General features: G+C 70.8%; 8 protein-coding genes. 3 read left to right on the forward strand and 5 right to left on the reverse strand.

The genetic code is table 11. From position 1 onward, the window contains the following. Positions 1–134 precede the first annotated feature (134 nt). From VGC13_RS00810 to VGC13_RS00820, 3 genes are all read right to left on the reverse strand, one after another. The gene (locus VGC13_RS00810; RefSeq protein ID WP_331123285.1) at positions 135–827 is read right to left on the reverse strand and encodes a redoxin domain-containing protein; all 693 of its coding nucleotides are present in this window, start codon (positions 825–827) and stop codon (positions 135–137) included. Continuing rightward, a complete protein-coding gene (locus VGC13_RS00815) occupies positions 824–3,115 on the reverse strand; it encodes a protein-disulfide reductase DsbD family protein (protein WP_331123286.1) in 2,292 nt (763 codons plus the stop codon). The genes VGC13_RS00810 and VGC13_RS00815 overlap by 4 nt, the downstream gene beginning before the upstream one ends. A gap of 804 nt (positions 3,116–3,919) precedes the next feature. Further along, positions 3,920–5,350 carry a serine hydrolase domain-containing protein gene (locus VGC13_RS00820; protein WP_331123287.1) on the reverse strand — a complete coding sequence of 477 codons (1,431 nt, stop codon included), beginning with the start codon at positions 5,348–5,350 and terminating at the stop codon, positions 3,920–3,922. Between the two features lie 1,297 nt (positions 5,351–6,647). Here VGC13_RS00820 and VGC13_RS00825 point away from each other — a divergent pair. Continuing rightward, positions 6,648–8,546, forward strand: a complete 1,899-nt coding sequence (locus VGC13_RS00825) for an NB-ARC domain-containing protein (RefSeq protein WP_331123288.1) — start codon at positions 6,648–6,650, stop codon at positions 8,544–8,546. Positions 8,547–8,770: 224 nt separating this feature from the next. On the opposite strand, the gene VGC13_RS00830 is transcribed toward VGC13_RS00825, so the two are convergent. Then, the gene (locus tag VGC13_RS00830; protein WP_331123289.1) at positions 8,771–10,366 is read right to left on the reverse strand and encodes a tetratricopeptide repeat protein; all 1,596 of its coding nucleotides are present in this window, start codon (positions 10,364–10,366) and stop codon (positions 8,771–8,773) included. Between the two features lie 189 nt (positions 10,367–10,555). Here VGC13_RS00830 and VGC13_RS00835 point away from each other — a divergent pair, with 189 nt between their 5' ends. Continuing rightward, positions 10,556–11,539, forward strand: a complete 984-nt coding sequence (locus VGC13_RS00835; RefSeq protein ID WP_331123290.1) for a tetratricopeptide repeat protein — start codon at positions 10,556–10,558, stop codon at positions 11,537–11,539. Between the two features lie 633 nt (positions 11,540–12,172). Further along, positions 12,173–14,548, forward strand: a complete 2,376-nt coding sequence (locus VGC13_RS00840; RefSeq protein WP_331123291.1) for an alpha-ketoacid dehydrogenase subunit alpha/beta — start codon at positions 12,173–12,175, stop codon at positions 14,546–14,548. An 88-nt stretch (positions 14,549–14,636) separates the two neighbouring features. On the opposite strand, the gene VGC13_RS00845 is transcribed toward VGC13_RS00840, so the two are convergent. After that, positions 14,637–15,011: a hypothetical protein gene (locus tag VGC13_RS00845; protein WP_331123292.1), complete on the reverse strand. Its 375-nt coding sequence runs from the start codon at positions 15,009–15,011 to the stop codon at positions 14,637–14,639. Positions 15,012–15,516 lie beyond the last annotated feature (505 nt).

Below are 15,516 nucleotides of genomic sequence, written 5' to 3' on the forward strand. Positions count from 1 at the left end.
GTCAACGGAGTTAGCGGAGTTGTTTCTACCGCTCTACAGATCTCCGCCAAACGGTCAGAGAGCTTGGGAAACAGCACGAGAAAACTCCGTTAACTCCGCTGACTCCGTGTGAGGCCATTCTTTGTGGAGTGGTATCAGTACTTCACTTCGCAGCCGTAGGGCTGGGTCTGGGCGACGGCGATCGGCTGGCCCGCGAGGCCCGCGTCCAGCGCGGCGCGGACGTAGTTGGTGGCGCCCGCGATGTCCTTGGCGCTCGGCGAATTCCGGTCGTCGATGGCGCCGGCGTAGCGAAGCACACCCTGCGGATCGATGATGGCGTACTGCGGCGTGTTGCGGGCGCCGTAGAGCCGTCCCAGCACGCCTGTGGTGTCGCGGATGATGGCGGTGGGCGCCGCGCCCTTCTTGCGAGCCTCGTCGTCGGCCTTTTTCGCGGACGTGTACCCCTGCCGTCCCGGGCCCGACGACACGACCGAGAGCCAGATCACTCCGCGCCGGGTGTACTCCTGCTGCATCGCCTGCGAGTTCCCGACGCCGTTCACCAGGGCGTAGTGCTTCCTGGTGTAGGGGCATCCATGGTTGAACCACTCCAGGACGACCCACTTGCCCGCGTAGCCGGCGAGCGAGTGCGAGGTGCCGCGCGTGTCCGTCGCCGTGAACGCCGGCGCGGCGGCGCCGACCGTCAGGAGGTCCGGCAGGCTCTCCGGGTCCGCCTTGGCGGCCAACATCCGGCGTACGGAGAAGCCGCCGAACAGCAGTACGGCAACGGCAAGCGCGGCGACGATGCGAAGCTTGCGGGAGCGCCGCGAGGGCGTGGTCGTGGAAGTCATGGTGTTGTCTCGATGGAGGATGAGGATACGATGCGGCCGCTCGTCAGCGCGGCCGAGGTCTGGACGGGGGACGATGACGCCGCGGCGCGCTGGAACGCACCGGTCACGATACCGGAGGTCAGCAGCGTGGGCAGGATGATGGGCGCCGCGTCACGCGCCCGGGGGTAGATGACGACGAACGGCACGCTGTTACGCCCGAACGCGGCGAGCGCGTGCGTCACGGCGGGGTCGCGGGTGGTCCAGTCGGCCTTCAGCAGCGTGACGCCGTGGTCGCGGATGGCGGCGCGCACGGCCCCGGAGCCGAACGCCACACGCTCGTTGACCTGGCAGGTGAGGCACCAGTCCGCCGTAAAGTCCACCAGGACGACGCGGCCGCTGTCGCGCTGTGCCTCCAGCAGTTCCGCGCTGTACGGCCGCCACGCCAGCGCGCCGTCGATCCCGCTGGCCGGCGCCGCGCTCCCCGCCTGCGCTACGCCGGGCATCGATCCACCCTGCGCGCCCGCACCCCAGACGAGCGCGATGGCGCCGGCGGCGGACGCGATCGCCAGCCCCTGCGCGAGCCGGCGGCGGCCCGCCGGCGCCGCGAGGGTGCCGAACCGGCCGAGCGCCCACAGGCCGAACGCCAGCAGGGTGCACGCGGCGAGCAGCGCCACCAGCGCGCCCACACCGGCCTGCCGGCCCAGCACCCAGCCAAGCCACACGACGGTCGCGAACAGCGGAAAGGCGAGCACCTGGCGAAGCGTGACCATCCAGGCGCCCGGCCTGGGCAGCCTTGCGCGCAGGCGTGGCACCGAGGCGACCAGCGCAAGCGGCCAGACCAGGCCCAGCCCCAGCGCCGTGAACACCACGAACGACGGGACCGCCCCCGCCGTGACCGCGTACGCGACCGCCGCCGCGAGGAACGGGGCGGAGCACGGGGTCGCCAGCGCGGTGACCAGCACGCCGCTCAGAAAGGCTTCCACGTCGCGGGGCGCACGGCTCGCCGCGGCGGAGAGGCCTCCGCCGACGGGCATCAGGTCGAACACGCCCATCATGTTCAGTCCCGCCGCAAAGACGAGAAGCGCGAGTGCGCCGACGGTCGCGGGGTTCTGCAGCTGGTAGCCCCACCCTGCTTCCGTCCCCGCGGCGCGCAGGGCGAGCAGCACGCCCACCAGCGCCCACATCGACACCAGCACGCCGGCCCCGAACAACCCCACATGCCGCCGCGCCGTACGCCCGTCGTGCGCGGCCGCTTCCGCCATCCCCAGCGCCTTGATGGAGAGCACGGGGAGCACGCACGGCATCAGGTTCAGCAGCGTCCCGCCCAGCAGGGCGAGCAGCCCCGCGGTCAGGAGCGCGATCCATCCCCCTGCCCCGCCAGAAGCCGGTGGCGCGACGGCGGCGAGCTGCGCCCTGGCCACCACCGGCGCATCCACTTCCATCACCATGCGGGGCGCATCGCCGCCCGCCGAGGCCGCGGTGTCGATCGCGAGCACCCCGGTAATGCGGGATGGCGTCCCGGCCGCGTACGCCGAGCGGCCGATCTGCAGCTCCAGGCCCGTGGGGATCGTGCGCACCCCGGGCTTGGCGGCGTGGTCGATCACCCCCGCCGAGTCGATGAAGAACTGCACGCGCGGCGCGGTCCCCACGGCGGCGATCGCGGCCTCTCCAGGCGGATACACGTGCAGCAGCACGCCCGCGGAATCGGCCGCCGCGCGGAACGTCCAGCCGTCCCGCCGCGCCGGGATGCGCGCGGCCTCCGCCGCGAACACGCGGGCAACCGCCTCGTCGGGGACCGTCCGGGCGGCGACGGGCACGGCGAGCGCGACGTCCACGTCCCCGGAATAGCACTCCTCCAGGCACACCACCCACGTGAGCGTCGCCTCGACCTTCGCCGTCGATCCCACGCGCGCGGACGTCGGCACGTGCACCGCGCCCAGCAGGTGCACCTCGCCCTCGTAGCCGTACGACGCCAGCGGTGGCGCCTCGATCCGTTCCGGCGCGGGCCAGCGGAGCGGCGCCGCCGTAAAGCCCTCCAGCAGGCGCCAGGTGACGGCCGGCGCGCTCCCCACGTCGCCCGAGTGGCGCCAGTAGGTGTGGTAGCCCCGGTTCGGGAGCAGCCGGATCGCCACGGGGATCGTGTCCCCCGGCGCCACCGCCCGCGCGGCGCTCCGGAGCTCGACCTCCACGGGCTGCTCCGGCGCGGCGCGCACCAGCGACGGTGCCTGCGGCGGCGACTGCGCCAGCGCCGAGATCGGGAGCATCGCCGCCGCGAGGACGGCGAGAAGGATGCGAATGTGGATCATCATTGCGATGGATGATTGCGTTCAGGTGTCACTCGAAAGCACGGGACAGCGGTCGATGGGCCAGGCAACCGCCCGCTGCTTCACCATGCCTCGATCTTCTTCCGGCGAGCCGCGGCAGAGCGCAGGCACCTCCCTGCACTCGCGCCATCTGTCATTTCGAAGGAGGCGCCACACCGCACCATCCGCTCGCGCGAAAACCCGGGCGCCGACTGAGAAATCTACTGTCTGCCGCTGGTAGCCCGTCGCGCGCCCCGGCACTGGCCCTGTCTGCCTGCGTCGTTACCTCAAGTACATCGCGGGCTGCCGCGTCTGCCCTCCAGCACGCCGACAGTAGATTCCTCGGCCCTGCAACCTCTGGTGTGAAAACAAGCTACGGTGTGGCCGGCCTCGGAATGACAGCCCTGGTGGATCTGCCCGGGGTGCGCAGCGGCGCATTCTCAACACACTCCAAGGAGGCGGCGGGCTTCGTGCTCGCACGGCGAACCTCGAAATCTACTGTCTGCTGCTGGTGGCCCGTCGTGCGCCCCGGCACTGGCCCTGTCTGCCTGCGCCGTGACCTCACGTGCAGCGGGGGCTGCCGCGTCTGCCCTCCAGCACGCCGACAGTAGATTCCTCGGCCCTGCAACCTCTGGTGTGAAAACAAGCTGCGGTGTGGCCGGGCCTCGGAATGACAGCCCTGGTGGATCGGCCCGGGTGCGCAGCGTCGCATTCTCAACACACTCCAAGGAGGCGGCGGGCTCCGCGCTCACACGGTGGATCTTCGACCCGTCTACCGCCGTGGCTCACGACGCATGGCGCAATGCGCCGTCACCGGACCTTCCGCAGGCGCCGGTCGGGGCTGCCCGCCGCCTGCGCCAGGAACCCGACCACCCGGCCCTGCGCGTCGGCGAGGAAGGTGATGGCGGTCCCGGAACCGACGCTTCCCACCGCGTAGGTCGCCCCCGACTGGTGCACCAGCGGGCTCTTCTCGCCCCCGGGCGTCGTGAGGACGAAGGCGCCTTCCTCCCAATCGACCTTGAAGACCGAGCGCGGGCTCAGTGCGTACTCGCCCACGAACTGCCGGCGCGCTTCCTCTCCAACGATCCCGGTGGCCGGCGTCGCGGCGACGGCGGGCTCCGGTGCCGGGGTGCGCATGGCCGGCGGCGTGTGGCCCAGCGCGAGCGCCGCGATGACGTGGGTGCCCCCGGGAGCGACACGCGGGTAGGCGTTGTACAGGATCGTCACCGACAGCGAATCGGCCGGGTACCAGCCGTGCTCCGAGACGAATCCCCCCACATCCTGGCCGCCGTGCGTGATGGCCGGGCCGCCCCACGGCGCCGGATTGACGTACAGCCCGAACCCGTAGTTCTCCGAAGTCGCCGCACCGCGCGGCGTGGTCATCGCCCTGTACGAGGCTTCGGAGAGCACCCGCCCGCCGTGGAGCGCCCGGTTCCACTTCGCCAGGTCGGCCGCGGTCGAGCAGATGCCGCCCGCCCCCAGCTGCTGCGACGGATGAAAGGCGACGGGCGACGAGAGCGTCCCGTCGAACGAGCGGTTGTACCCGGTGGCCCTGCGACCCGCCTCGACCTCTCCGCAGCGCTGGAGCGTGGCCAGCCCCAGCGGCCCCGCGATCTCGTCGCGCAGCGCGGCCGCGTACGGCTTGCCGTACAGCTTCTCGACCAGGACGCCGAGGAGCATGTAGCCGGTGTTCGAGTAGAGAAACGTGGTGCCGGGCCGCGCGGCCATGGTGTCCCGCGCCGCCTGCGCGACCAGCGAGTCGCCCGGCAGGTTCTCCGCAAGCCGGGCCTGGTTCACGTAGCTCCGCTGCAGCCCGGAGGTGTGGTTGAGAAGCTGGTCGATCGTAATCCCCCGCCACTCGGGGCGCAGGCCGGACAGATGCTGGCCGATGGAGTCGCCCAGCGTCAGCCGGCCGCGATCGACCAGCCTGAGCACCAGGGCGGCGGTGAACTGCTTGGTGGTCGATCCGATCGCGTAGAGGGCCGACGGGTCGGCCGCGCGGCCGCCCGCGACGTCCGCCTGCCCCCACGCCCGCTGGACCAGCGTCTCACCGCCGCGCATCACGGTGACGGAGGCGCTGGGCACGCCCTGGCTGAGCAGGCCGGCCCGCACCACGGAATCGACGAGCGCGGCGAGCGCCGCGGCGGACGGCGGGCCGCTCACCGGCTTCTGCTGCGCGGTAAGGAGCGACGGTGTCGCGGCGAGCAGGGCCGCCACGGCGTAGCGAAACGGGTGGAACATGATGGGGCACCTCTGAACGGATGGGGTCTGCGCATCACGGGATCCGATCGGCTCGGCGCCAGACGGCCCGGGCGGGCGCGCGGCGATCGGGGCACGGACGAAGGGTAGGCTGCGGTGCTGGTCCCTTCAACGCATCATCCGTCGAATGGCAGTTCGGAGCCGCCGAGTGGCGGTGGACGGGGGAGCAGGCGCGAGTCCCGGTCACGCCTCCTTCACCACCAGCAGCGGATCGGCGCCCGCCGCCCTGGTCGCCGGGAGCAGCACCCGCGAACAGCGCAACCTGTCCAGCGGGACTCAGCCGAGGAGGAGGAACATGCCGAAGAGCGGGTTTGCGGAGGAGCAGATCACCGGACCGTGTGCCACGCCCCTCGACCCTGATCAGCGGCCGTTCAGCGCCGACGCGATCTCCTCCCGCACCCACGCGCCCTCCTCCCCCTCTTCCCTTCCCCCGCAGCGCCCGCCGCGCCGCCTCCGTGCCTATGCGCCCAGCGCCTACGCCGCATGCCCGCGGACCAGCGGCTTCTCGTCGTCATCCACTCGACGAGCGACGGCCCGTCCAGCCCCTCGCGCGCCAGGAACGCCTCCTCCGCCGAGGGCGTGGCGACGCGGTTCCAGGGCAGACCTCCTGGGAGATGGGTCGACATTCCCGTTTCTCAATCCCGCTCTCGACAAGGCGCCGTACCGTGCGAGCGAAGCCGAAAGAGTGAGCCCCACCCGGCCGCGAGCGTCCCTCGTCACCCTGCGTTCACGAGCTCTCTGGCGACTGGTTGTGTAGCCCAGTAGGTTGCCAAAAGTCCTGCAGAGGATCTCGACCAGACCTGGCAGGCAGACTTCTTTGTCCCGAGCGGCTGTTCTGTGCGGGCGAGGCCGCCGCTAGCACCTGCAAGCCTTCTAAGCACCTGCTTAGCGTACAGGCCGGGTGCCGGGGTGCCGTGTCGGACTACAAAGCAACCTGTGCGGGACCGAAGATCTCCCCCCGGCCACGAGGGCTGCATTGGTGGCGTCGCGCCCGCGTCCCTGTTCAGCCGGCGAGGTCCTTCGGCCGGCGCGCAGGCCCCGCAGTCCCTGCCGGATTCGACGCGGCGCCTCGTCCAGGAAACCAGTGTGTCACTTTCGTTTCGCGTACAGCGGGCCTTCACCACGCCGCGGCACCTGAAAACGAGGCCTGGGCGACGGCATCTGCAAGGAAAGCATCTTCTCGGCGCCTTCTCTCAGGCAAAACAGCGCCACGCAGCCTACTATTCCATCGTGCTCAAGCAGGCGCAGGGGCATTACGTTTCAGTGAGGAGCCGGATTCATGAGCAAAGCCACCGTTCTTTTCTTCGCCGCAGATCCCCTTTCAACACATCCCACCCGGCCAAGCCCAAGGCTGCAACTGGACGAGGATGTCCGGCGCACCCGCGAGAAGGTGCGCGCGGCGGAGCACCGTGACGCGCTCGTGTTCGACCTGCGCCTGGCCGCGCGCCCGGACGACCTGATCCAGGCACTCAACGAGACGCCGCCGCAGGTGGTGCACTTCAGTGGCCACGGGTCCAGCGAGGGACTGGTGCTGGTGGGCAGCGACGGCGGGCCCCACCCGGTGGGCCCGGACGCGCTCAGGCGGCTCTTCAAGGTCTTTCGCGGCGACATCCGGGTGGTGGTGCTGAACGCCTGCCTCACCCTTCCGCAGGCACAGGCCATCGCCGAAACCGTGGGGTGTGCCATCGGCACCCGGCAAAAGATCTCGGACGACGCCGCCATTACCTTCGGCGCATCGTTCTACCGTGCCCTGGCGTTCGGACATTCCGTGCAGACGGCGTTCGATCAAGCGTGCGCGGCGCTCGCGCTGGAGCACCCGGGCGAGGAGGAAACCCCGCGGATCATCGCCGGCCCCGGGGTGGACCCCGCCCATATATTCGTGGTCCGCGGCGAAGACCGGGAGGGTACCACAAATGCCGGAGGTCTGCGCGCGGCGATCGAACGCCTCGTCGCGGGGAGCGCGACGGGCCAGGATCGTAGCCACGTGCAGCAGGCACTGCTGGCGGGACGAATCGTCTACACGGCGGGGGAGCGGGCGGCCGGTGCCGGCGGAGGCACCGCGGGAACGCTGATCATTACGGGCGACCAGAACCAACGCAAGCTCGAGTTCGCGGCGCACGACTACGAAACCCTGCGGGAGCGGCTCTTCCCGCCGCCGCAAGGCATCGCCCCGCCGTTCCCGGAACTCCTGTTCATCGGCCGCGAACAGGCGCTGAATGACGTGAAGGAACTCCTGGGAGTGGGCGGCGCACCCGGGGCGCCATCGCGCACCGCCATCGTGCGCGGCTGGCCCGGCGTCGGAAAGACAACCCTGGTCAGCGTCCTCTCGCGCGATCCGGAGGTAGCGAAGCAGTACACCGACGGCGTGCTCTGGACCTCGCTCGATCAGAACCCGTCCCTGATGACGATCCTCGCGGGATGGGGACGCGCGCTCGGCCGGGACGACCTGCTGCGTCTGGCGTCCCCCGAAGAGGCGGTTCAGCAGCTGACCGCCTTGATGCGCGACAGGAAGATGCTGCTGATCGCCGACGATGTCTGGGAGGCGGCGCACGGCGCGCTGTTTCAGCAGGCGCGGAGCAGCAGTTGCGGGCTGCTGATCACCACCCGCCTGCCGGAAGTCGCGGACGCGCTGGCACAGACCGAGAACGCCATCTACCCCCTGCCCGTCCTGGCCGAGGACGACGCGGTCACGCTGATGCGCATTCTTGCCCCCGCAGTCGTGGAACAGCACCCGGATGAGTGCCGGGAACTGGTAAACGATCTGGAATGCCTCCCTCTGGCGCTCCACGTCGCCGCACGGCTGCTGCGGGCGGAGGCACGCCTGGGCCTGGGGGTGTCGGACCTGCTGAGGGACATCAGGGAGGGGGCGGCGCTGATCGAGGCCAGAGCGCCCGCGGACCGCGTCGAGCGCGGGACGATTCCCACGGTGGCCGCGCTCCTGCAAAAGAGCACCGACGTGCTCGACGACCACGCGCGTGACTGCTTTGCGTATCTCGGCGCCTTCGCGCCCAAGCCGGCCACCTTCGACCTGGAGGCCATGCAGGCGGTGTGGGAGGTGGACGACGCCAAGCCCGTGGTGCGCGAGCTGGTGGAGCACGGACTGCTGGAGCCGGCCGGCGCCGGGAGGTTCCAGATGCACGCCCTGCTCGTGAAGCACGCCCTGTCGTTGCTGACCTGATCCAGGGATGCACAGCCCGCGAGCCGCCCATCTGCGCGATACCGCGATGCCGGCGACGTCGCCGCACGGACAGCGGAGCTCCGCGGCGGCCGTTCCGGCCGCCGGCGCACTCCCTCGTCATTCCTGCGCCCGCATCCGACGGCACGCACCCGCTGGCCGAAGCCCGCGCTCAAAAACGCGCGCCGACTGGAACGGCGCGAACTCGAGGGCAGCCGCGAGCGCCGCTACTTCCAGACCTGCCACCACCGCTTCTCCAGGCGCCCCCGCAGTGTGGTGACGAACTCGCCGACGCTCTCGGCACGCGGGTCGTCGCATCCGCGGAACCGTTCCAGGGCCGTCTCCCCGGCCTCCAGGGCGCGGCGTGGCTCCCCCGTCAGGTCATAGGCCATCGCAAGCCCGGTCAGCGCCTTGGCCTCCCCGCGCACGTCCTGTGTTTCCCGGAAGATCAGGAGCGCCCGCTCCAGCATCTCCGCCGTCCCCTCGGCTTCACCCTCGCCCAGCTGGCTCATCGCGACGTTCACGAGCGTGGACGCCTCCGTCTCCCGGTCGCCGATCTCGCGCGCGAGAGCCAGGCACTGCGCCAGGTACTCGCCCGCGGCGTCGTGCTCGCCGCGGGCGCGGTGGCTCCTGCCGAGGTTGCCCAGGCAACGCGCCTCGCCCTGCCGGTCTCCAAGGGCGCGGTAGATCCGCAGGGCTTCCTGGTACAACTCCATGGCGTGTCCATGGTCGCCCATGGCCGCGGAGACGTTGCCGAAGTTGTTGAGCGCGATGCTCTCCGCGCGCCGGTCGCCGATGCCGCGGGCGATCTCCAGCTGCTCGCCGTAGCAGGCGAGCGCGCGCTCCGTTTCGCCGGCTTCGGAGTACGCGTTGCCCGCGTTGCAGAGCGCCAGCGACTCCAGTTGGCGGTCACCTGTCTCCTGCGCGACCGCCCGCTGTTCCTCGTAGAAGATCAGCGCGCGCCGCCAGTCTCCCAGGGTGGCGTACACGTTGCCGAGGTTGCCCAGATCGGCGCACTCACCCCGCCGGTTCCCCAGCTCCCGGTCCAGCTTCAGCGCCGCCTCGTAGCATTCGGCGGCGCGGCGGGTCTCGCCGAGGGCGAAGAGCGCCAGGCCGAGGTTGCCCAGGCTCGTTGCTTCGCCCAGCAGGTTCCCATCCTCATGGTCCAGGGACAGGGCACGCTCGTGGTGCTCCACGGCCCGGTGGTATTCCGAGAGTGCGTAGTGGGCGGTCCCCAGGTTGCCCAGGGCGTTCGCCTCGCGGCGGCGGTCCCCCAGTTCCTGCACGATCCGCAGCTGCTCCAGGTGATGTTCCGCGGCCGTGCGGAAGTCGCCCTCGGCCATGCGGGCGGAGCTCAGGCTTCCCAGCGCGTCCGCCTCCCCCTCGCGGTTACCCGTGGCACGATGCAGCCGCAGGCTCGCCGCAGCGTGCTCCGCGGCCTGCGCCGGGTGCCCCAGGTGCGACAGGACGTGTGCGAGGTTACCGTGATGGACCGCCTGCGCGTTCTGGTCGCCGAGATGCACGGCCGCTTCCAGCGCCGCCTCGAGCCAACGGCGGCGCTCCACCGGGGGGAGCCGCAAGCCGATGACGTATGCCCCGGCGTCGGCGTACGCGCTGCAGAAGGCCGTGGCCTCGGGATCCGTGCCGGCGTGCAGTTCGGCCCATCTCTGCCCGTTCCGTATGCTGATCCATTCCGCGTCGAAGTGCTGCACGGCCCGGGTGAGCGAACCTCCACCCTCCGCGTACAGGGCGTCGATCCTGCCGAGCAGCCGCAGGTAGTGCCGTGAAGTCCGCACGAACGCGTCGCGAAAGGCCGCGGGCATCCAATCTTCCTTTCGTGATCGTTGGGCTCAGACGCTCCACGCCGTCTACGGCGCGGGGACCCGCGGAAGCGCGTACGCGGGCGAACCCGGGCTGTACGCGTCGCACACGGACGGACGTCGGAAGCTCTCCACCCGCAGAAGATGAAGTGGAGATCGTCCACAACCGAGACCCACAACCAAGTCGCCCACGTGGCCACCCTTCGCGAGGCGGGACTGCGCCATGCGCGCTGCTATCTGGCGGTGCTTCAGGCCGCCGACCGGCGGTTCGTCCACGGCGGCGACGGCGTGCAGGCGATCGTTGCGTGGCTTGATCAAGAGTGGACCAATATCGTCTTGGCGCAGCGCTGGGTCCAGGCGCGTATGCCACACGAGGAAGACGCGGCTCGGTTGTGCAGCCGCTTCGCGGACGCGGGGCGGCAGGTCATCGCCTTTCGTCTCACGCCCCTGGAGCGAGTGGAATGGCTGCATGCGGCCCGCGCTGGCGCGAGCCGCTGCGGCGACCGCCGCGCAGAGATCGTCCACCTGGGCAATCTTGCATCCGCCTATACGCGGCTGGGGCAGCCCGAGCGCGCCATCGAGCTCCTGGAGATGCGGATGCACCTTGCACAGGCCGCAGGTGATGCCGAGGCGGAGAACAGGGCCGTGGGAAACCTGGGCGCGGCGTACTTCGCCCTGGGGGACGTTCAGAAAGCCGTGGAGCTGTTCGAACGGCGGGTGGAAATCAGCCGGGCCGCAGGCGACCGTGTGAGCGAAGGACGCATGCTGGGAAACCTGGGCGCGGCGTACCGGCGGCTTCGACAGTTCGACCGGGCACAGGAGTACATGCAGCGCAACCTCGACCTCTCCCGGGAAATCGGGGACCGGCTTGGTGAAGCACAGGCGATTGGAAATCTCGCCGTCCTCGAGCGCAACCTTGGGAACCCGCATCGCACCATAGAACTCCTGGAGGACCGGATTCAGGCGGCTCGCGGGCTGGGGGACCGGCGCGGAGAGGCGATCGCGCTCTTCAATGCCAGCCTCGCCTGCCGGGACTTGGGTGAGACGGAGAGCGCAAGGGCCAACGCCGAAGCTGCACGGCTCATCTTCAACGAGATAGGGGATGTGAACGCCGACCGCGTTCAGCGTTCGCTCCAGGAGTGGGGAACAGACCGTTCCTCCCGTTGCGACGCCTAGAGCCCAGCCTTTGCCCCCCATCGCGAGTTGTATCTCCTCCCGCGCCCAAGCGTCCTCCTCCACCCCTTCCCTCCCCCGCAGCGCCTGCCGCCGCCTCCGTGCCGATGCGCCCAGCGCCCACGTCGCGTGCCCGCGCACCAGCGGCTCGTCCATCGTTCAGCGCGATCGCAACCGCGGGACGGCCTCGGGCGCGCCAACTGCCGCAGGGCGCGGCGTCTGGCGCTTGACCGGCGAGCCCCTGGAGCGCGGCTGAGCCTTTCGCTGAAGCGTCACCGCCGGGGGACGGCAGCCTGGCGACGGGCGCGTGCGGAGTGCGGGACGGGGCCGCGAATCCGCCTCCCGGCGCTGCCCCGCCGGCCCTCCCGGTGGGGCGGAGTCCGGGACGAGAAGGACGCATGCCCGGCTGGAGATCCAGCCGGGCATGATCTTTTTCCGGGGTACGACTGGCTCACCCACGGGTCAGGCTGTAGAATCCCCTGCATTGAAGTGGCCCGGGACCGCCGCCGCGCGCCGCGTGTGCTCCGGCGCGAACGCTTTGACGGCCGTGGCCGGGGGGACACGGCGCATTTCTCCGCCCGCGCCAGCGGTTTGCGCCCGGGCCACGAGAAACACCACTGCACGGGAATACGTCCATTGCTTACACCTGACGACGTCATCAGGGACTACCGCATCGCCTTTCGCAGCCGCCAGGTAAGCACGCTCGCGGTCGGCGAGGTGATGCTTGGCCGCGCCATGTTCGGCATCTTCGGCGACGGCAAGGAGGTGGCGCAGGTGGCCATGGCCCGGGCCTTCCGCCCCGGCGACATGCGCTCCGGCTACTATCGCGACCAGACGCTCATGTTCGCGCTGGAGCTGCTGGACGTGCAGCAGTTCTTCGCGCAGCTCTACGCGCACACCGACGTCCAGGCCGAGCCGGCCTCGGGCGGGCGCGGGATGAACGCCCACTTCGCCACGCGCATGCTGGACGAGCGGGGGCACTGGCTTCCGCTCACGGAGGGCTACCAGTCGTCCGCCGACATCTCCCCCACCGGGGGGCAGATGCCCCGGCTGCTGGGGATGGCGTGGGCCTCCAGCCTGTACCGCCAGCTGGAGGAGCTGCACCCGTTCACCGACTTTTCGCGCAACGGCGACGAGGTCGCGTTCGGCACCATCGGCAACGCGTCGTGCGCCGAGGGCGTGTTCTGGGAGGCGATCAACGCCGCGGGGGTGATGCAGGTGCCCATGCTGATGTCCGTGTGGGACGACGGGTACGGCATCTCGGTCCCCAACGAGATCCAGGTGGCCAAGGGAAGCATCTCCGAGCTGCTGCAGGGCTTTCGCCGCACCCCCGAGAGCCCCGTGGGCTACGAGGTCGAGGTGGTGAAGGGGTGGGACTACCCCGCCCTGGTCGACACCTACCAGCGGGTCACGGACGTCGTCCGCCGCGAGCACGTTCCCGCGCTGGTGCACGTGGTGGAGCTCACGCAGCCGCAGGGGCACTCCACCTCGGGCAGCCACGCGCGCTACAAGTCGGCCGAGCGGCTGCAGTGGGAGCGCGAGCACGACGCCCTCCCCCGCATGCGGGCGTGGATCGTGGAGCAGGGGATGGCCACGGCCGAGGCCCTGGAGGCGCTGGAGAAGGAGGAGGTGCAGCACGTCCGCGCCGCCCGCGACGCCGCGTGGCAGGCGTACCAGTCGCCGATCGACCAGGAGGCCGAGGCGCTGGCGGCGACCCTCGACGGCGCGCTGGCCCAGGCGGGCGAGGCGCGCGCGCGGCTCGAGGCCGAGCGCGACGACCTGCGCCGCCGCAAGAACCCGCTCCGGCGCGACCTGGCCGTCTCCGCGCACCGGGCCCTGGTGGCCGCGCGGGGCACGCCGGCCGCGGAGCCGCTCCTGCGCTGGCGGCGCGAGCAGGAAGCGCGGATGGCCGAGCGCTACCACACGCACCTCCTTTCCGAGTCGGACCAGGCCGCCACGAAGGTTCCCGTGCTGCCGCCCGAGTACACGGAGGATTCGGTCGAGGTGGACGGCTACAAGGTGCTCAACGCCTGCTTCGACGCGGCGCTCAAGCGCGACCCGCGGGTAATCGCGTTCGGCGAGGACGTGGGGCGGCTGGGCGACGTGAACCAGGGCTTCGTGGACCTGCAGGCGCGCTACGGCCCCCTGCGCGTGGGCGACACGGGGATCCGCGAGGCCACCATCATGGGGCAGGCCATCGGGATGGCCATCCGGGGCCTGCGGCCCATCGCCGAGATCCAGTACCTGGACTACCTGCTCTACGGCCTGCAGATCCTCTCCGACGACCTGGCGACGCTGCGCTACCGCACGGCCGGCGGGCAGAAGGCGCCCGTCATCATCCGCACCCGCGGGCACCGGCTGGTGGGGGTGTGGCACTCCGGCTCGCCGATGGCGATGATGCTGGGCGCCCTGCGGGGGATGCACGTGCTCGTCCCGCGCGACATGACGCGGGCGGCGGGCTTCTACAACACGCTCCTGCGCTCGGACGACCCGGCCGTGGTGGTCGAGGTGCTGAACGGGTACCGCGTCAAGGAGCGGCTTCCCGCCAACATCGGCACGTACACCCTGCCGCTGGGGGTGGTGGACGTGATGCGCGAGGGAACGGACTGCACGGTGGTCACCTACGGCGCGTGCTGCGCCATCGCCATGGAGGCCGCGGCGGCGCTGGAGGCGGTGGGGATCAGCACGGAGGTGATCGACGTGCAGTCGCTGCTTCCCTTCGACGTGGACGGCGCCATCGTGCGGTCGCTGCAGAAGACCAGCAAGGTGCTCTTCCTGGACGAGGACGTCCCCGGCGGCGCCACCGCGTACATGATGCAGGAGGTGGTGGAGCGGCAGGGCGGGTTCCACTGGCTCGACGCGGCCCCGCGCACCCTTTCGGCGGCGGCGCACCGCGCGGCCTACGGGCGCGACGGCGACTACTGGTCCAAGCCCAGCGTGGAGACCGTCTTCGACGCGGTCTACGACATCGTCGCCGAGACGTCCCCCGCGCGCTACCCCTCGCTCGCCTGAACGGGAGCCGCGGTCCTCGCGCGAAGGGACAACGGAGGAGTGGTGGATCACGATTCGGCCCCGGCGAGCTCGCTCGCCGGGGCCGAATTCATGGGGGCCGCGCTACGTCGGCGTCGGCCGTCCGCTCTCCTCGTCCAGGCGCGCGCCGATCTCCTCCCGCACCCTCGCGTCCTCCTCCACCTCTTCCCTCCCCCGCAGCGCCCGCCGCGCCGCCTCCGTCCCGACGCGCCCCAACCCCGCAGGCCAGCGGCTCCTCGTCGTTCAACGCGACCGTGAGCGCGGGGACGGCCTCGGGCGAGCTCCAGTTGCCGAGCGCGACGGCCACGTTGCGCAGCAGGCCGCGGCGCTTGGCGCGTTTGATGGGCGAGCCCTTGAGGCGCGCGCTGAACTCCTCCTGCGTCATCGTCATCCACTCGATGAGCGACGGGCCGTCCAGCCCCTCGAGGCGAAGCCCGAGGAGCAAACCGTTCGGCAGCTGAGGTTGGGCGTCAGGCTGCTTTTACCGATGCTCCCCGGCGACTCGATTCCCGTTGGCGTCTGTACCGAGTGTACAGCCCGGGGTGCCGGGTGCCGCTGGTCTGCGTCCATCGAGCGCCACGCCGCATCCGACGCGAGCCCGCGCGCGGGCGGAACGACGTGGAGGCTTGCGCGCGAGCACGTCCCCTTTGTCGCAGACGCGTCTCGTGCGATGATGTCGGCGGATGACCTGCCGCGTTGCGAAACCGGAGCCCCACCTTCAACTGACCCGATCAGCTGAAGGTGGGGCTCCGCGTACGATGCCTCGGCCATTGTCGTCCGGGAGGGCGGGGAGACCGTCACGAGGATCGCGGGTGGCTCCTGCGTGTCGAGGCGTCCCGGATGATCGGCCACGTCAGGCGGGGCTCGGAACCGTGCTGTTGGAGCCGGCCGTCCCGGCGCCATCGTCGATCGTCCACCAGTCGTGGCCATCCGCCGGCACCGGCCCGGTC

It is taken from the genome of Longimicrobium sp. (assembly GCF_036399255.1).
Classification (GTDB): domain Bacteria; phylum Gemmatimonadota; class Gemmatimonadetes; order Longimicrobiales; family Longimicrobiaceae; genus Longimicrobium.

Excerpts from the sequence above, each read along its gene's own strand:
- VGC13_RS00810 (WP_331123285.1), bottom strand. The coding sequence starts at position 827 with ATGACTTCCACGACCACGCCCTCGCGGCGCTCCCGCAAGCTTCGCATC.
- VGC13_RS00815 (WP_331123286.1), bottom strand. The coding sequence starts at position 3,115 with ATGATGATCCACATTCGCATCCTTCTCGCCGTCCTCGCGGCGGCGATG.
- VGC13_RS00820 (WP_331123287.1), bottom strand. The coding sequence starts at position 5,350 with ATGTTCCACCCGTTTCGCTACGCCGTGGCGGCCCTGCTCGCCGCGACA.
- VGC13_RS00825 (WP_331123288.1), top strand. The coding sequence starts at position 6,648 with ATGAGCAAAGCCACCGTTCTTTTCTTCGCCGCAGATCCCCTTTCAACA.
- VGC13_RS00830 (WP_331123289.1), bottom strand. The coding sequence starts at position 10,366 with ATGCCCGCGGCCTTTCGCGACGCGTTCGTGCGGACTTCACGGCACTAC.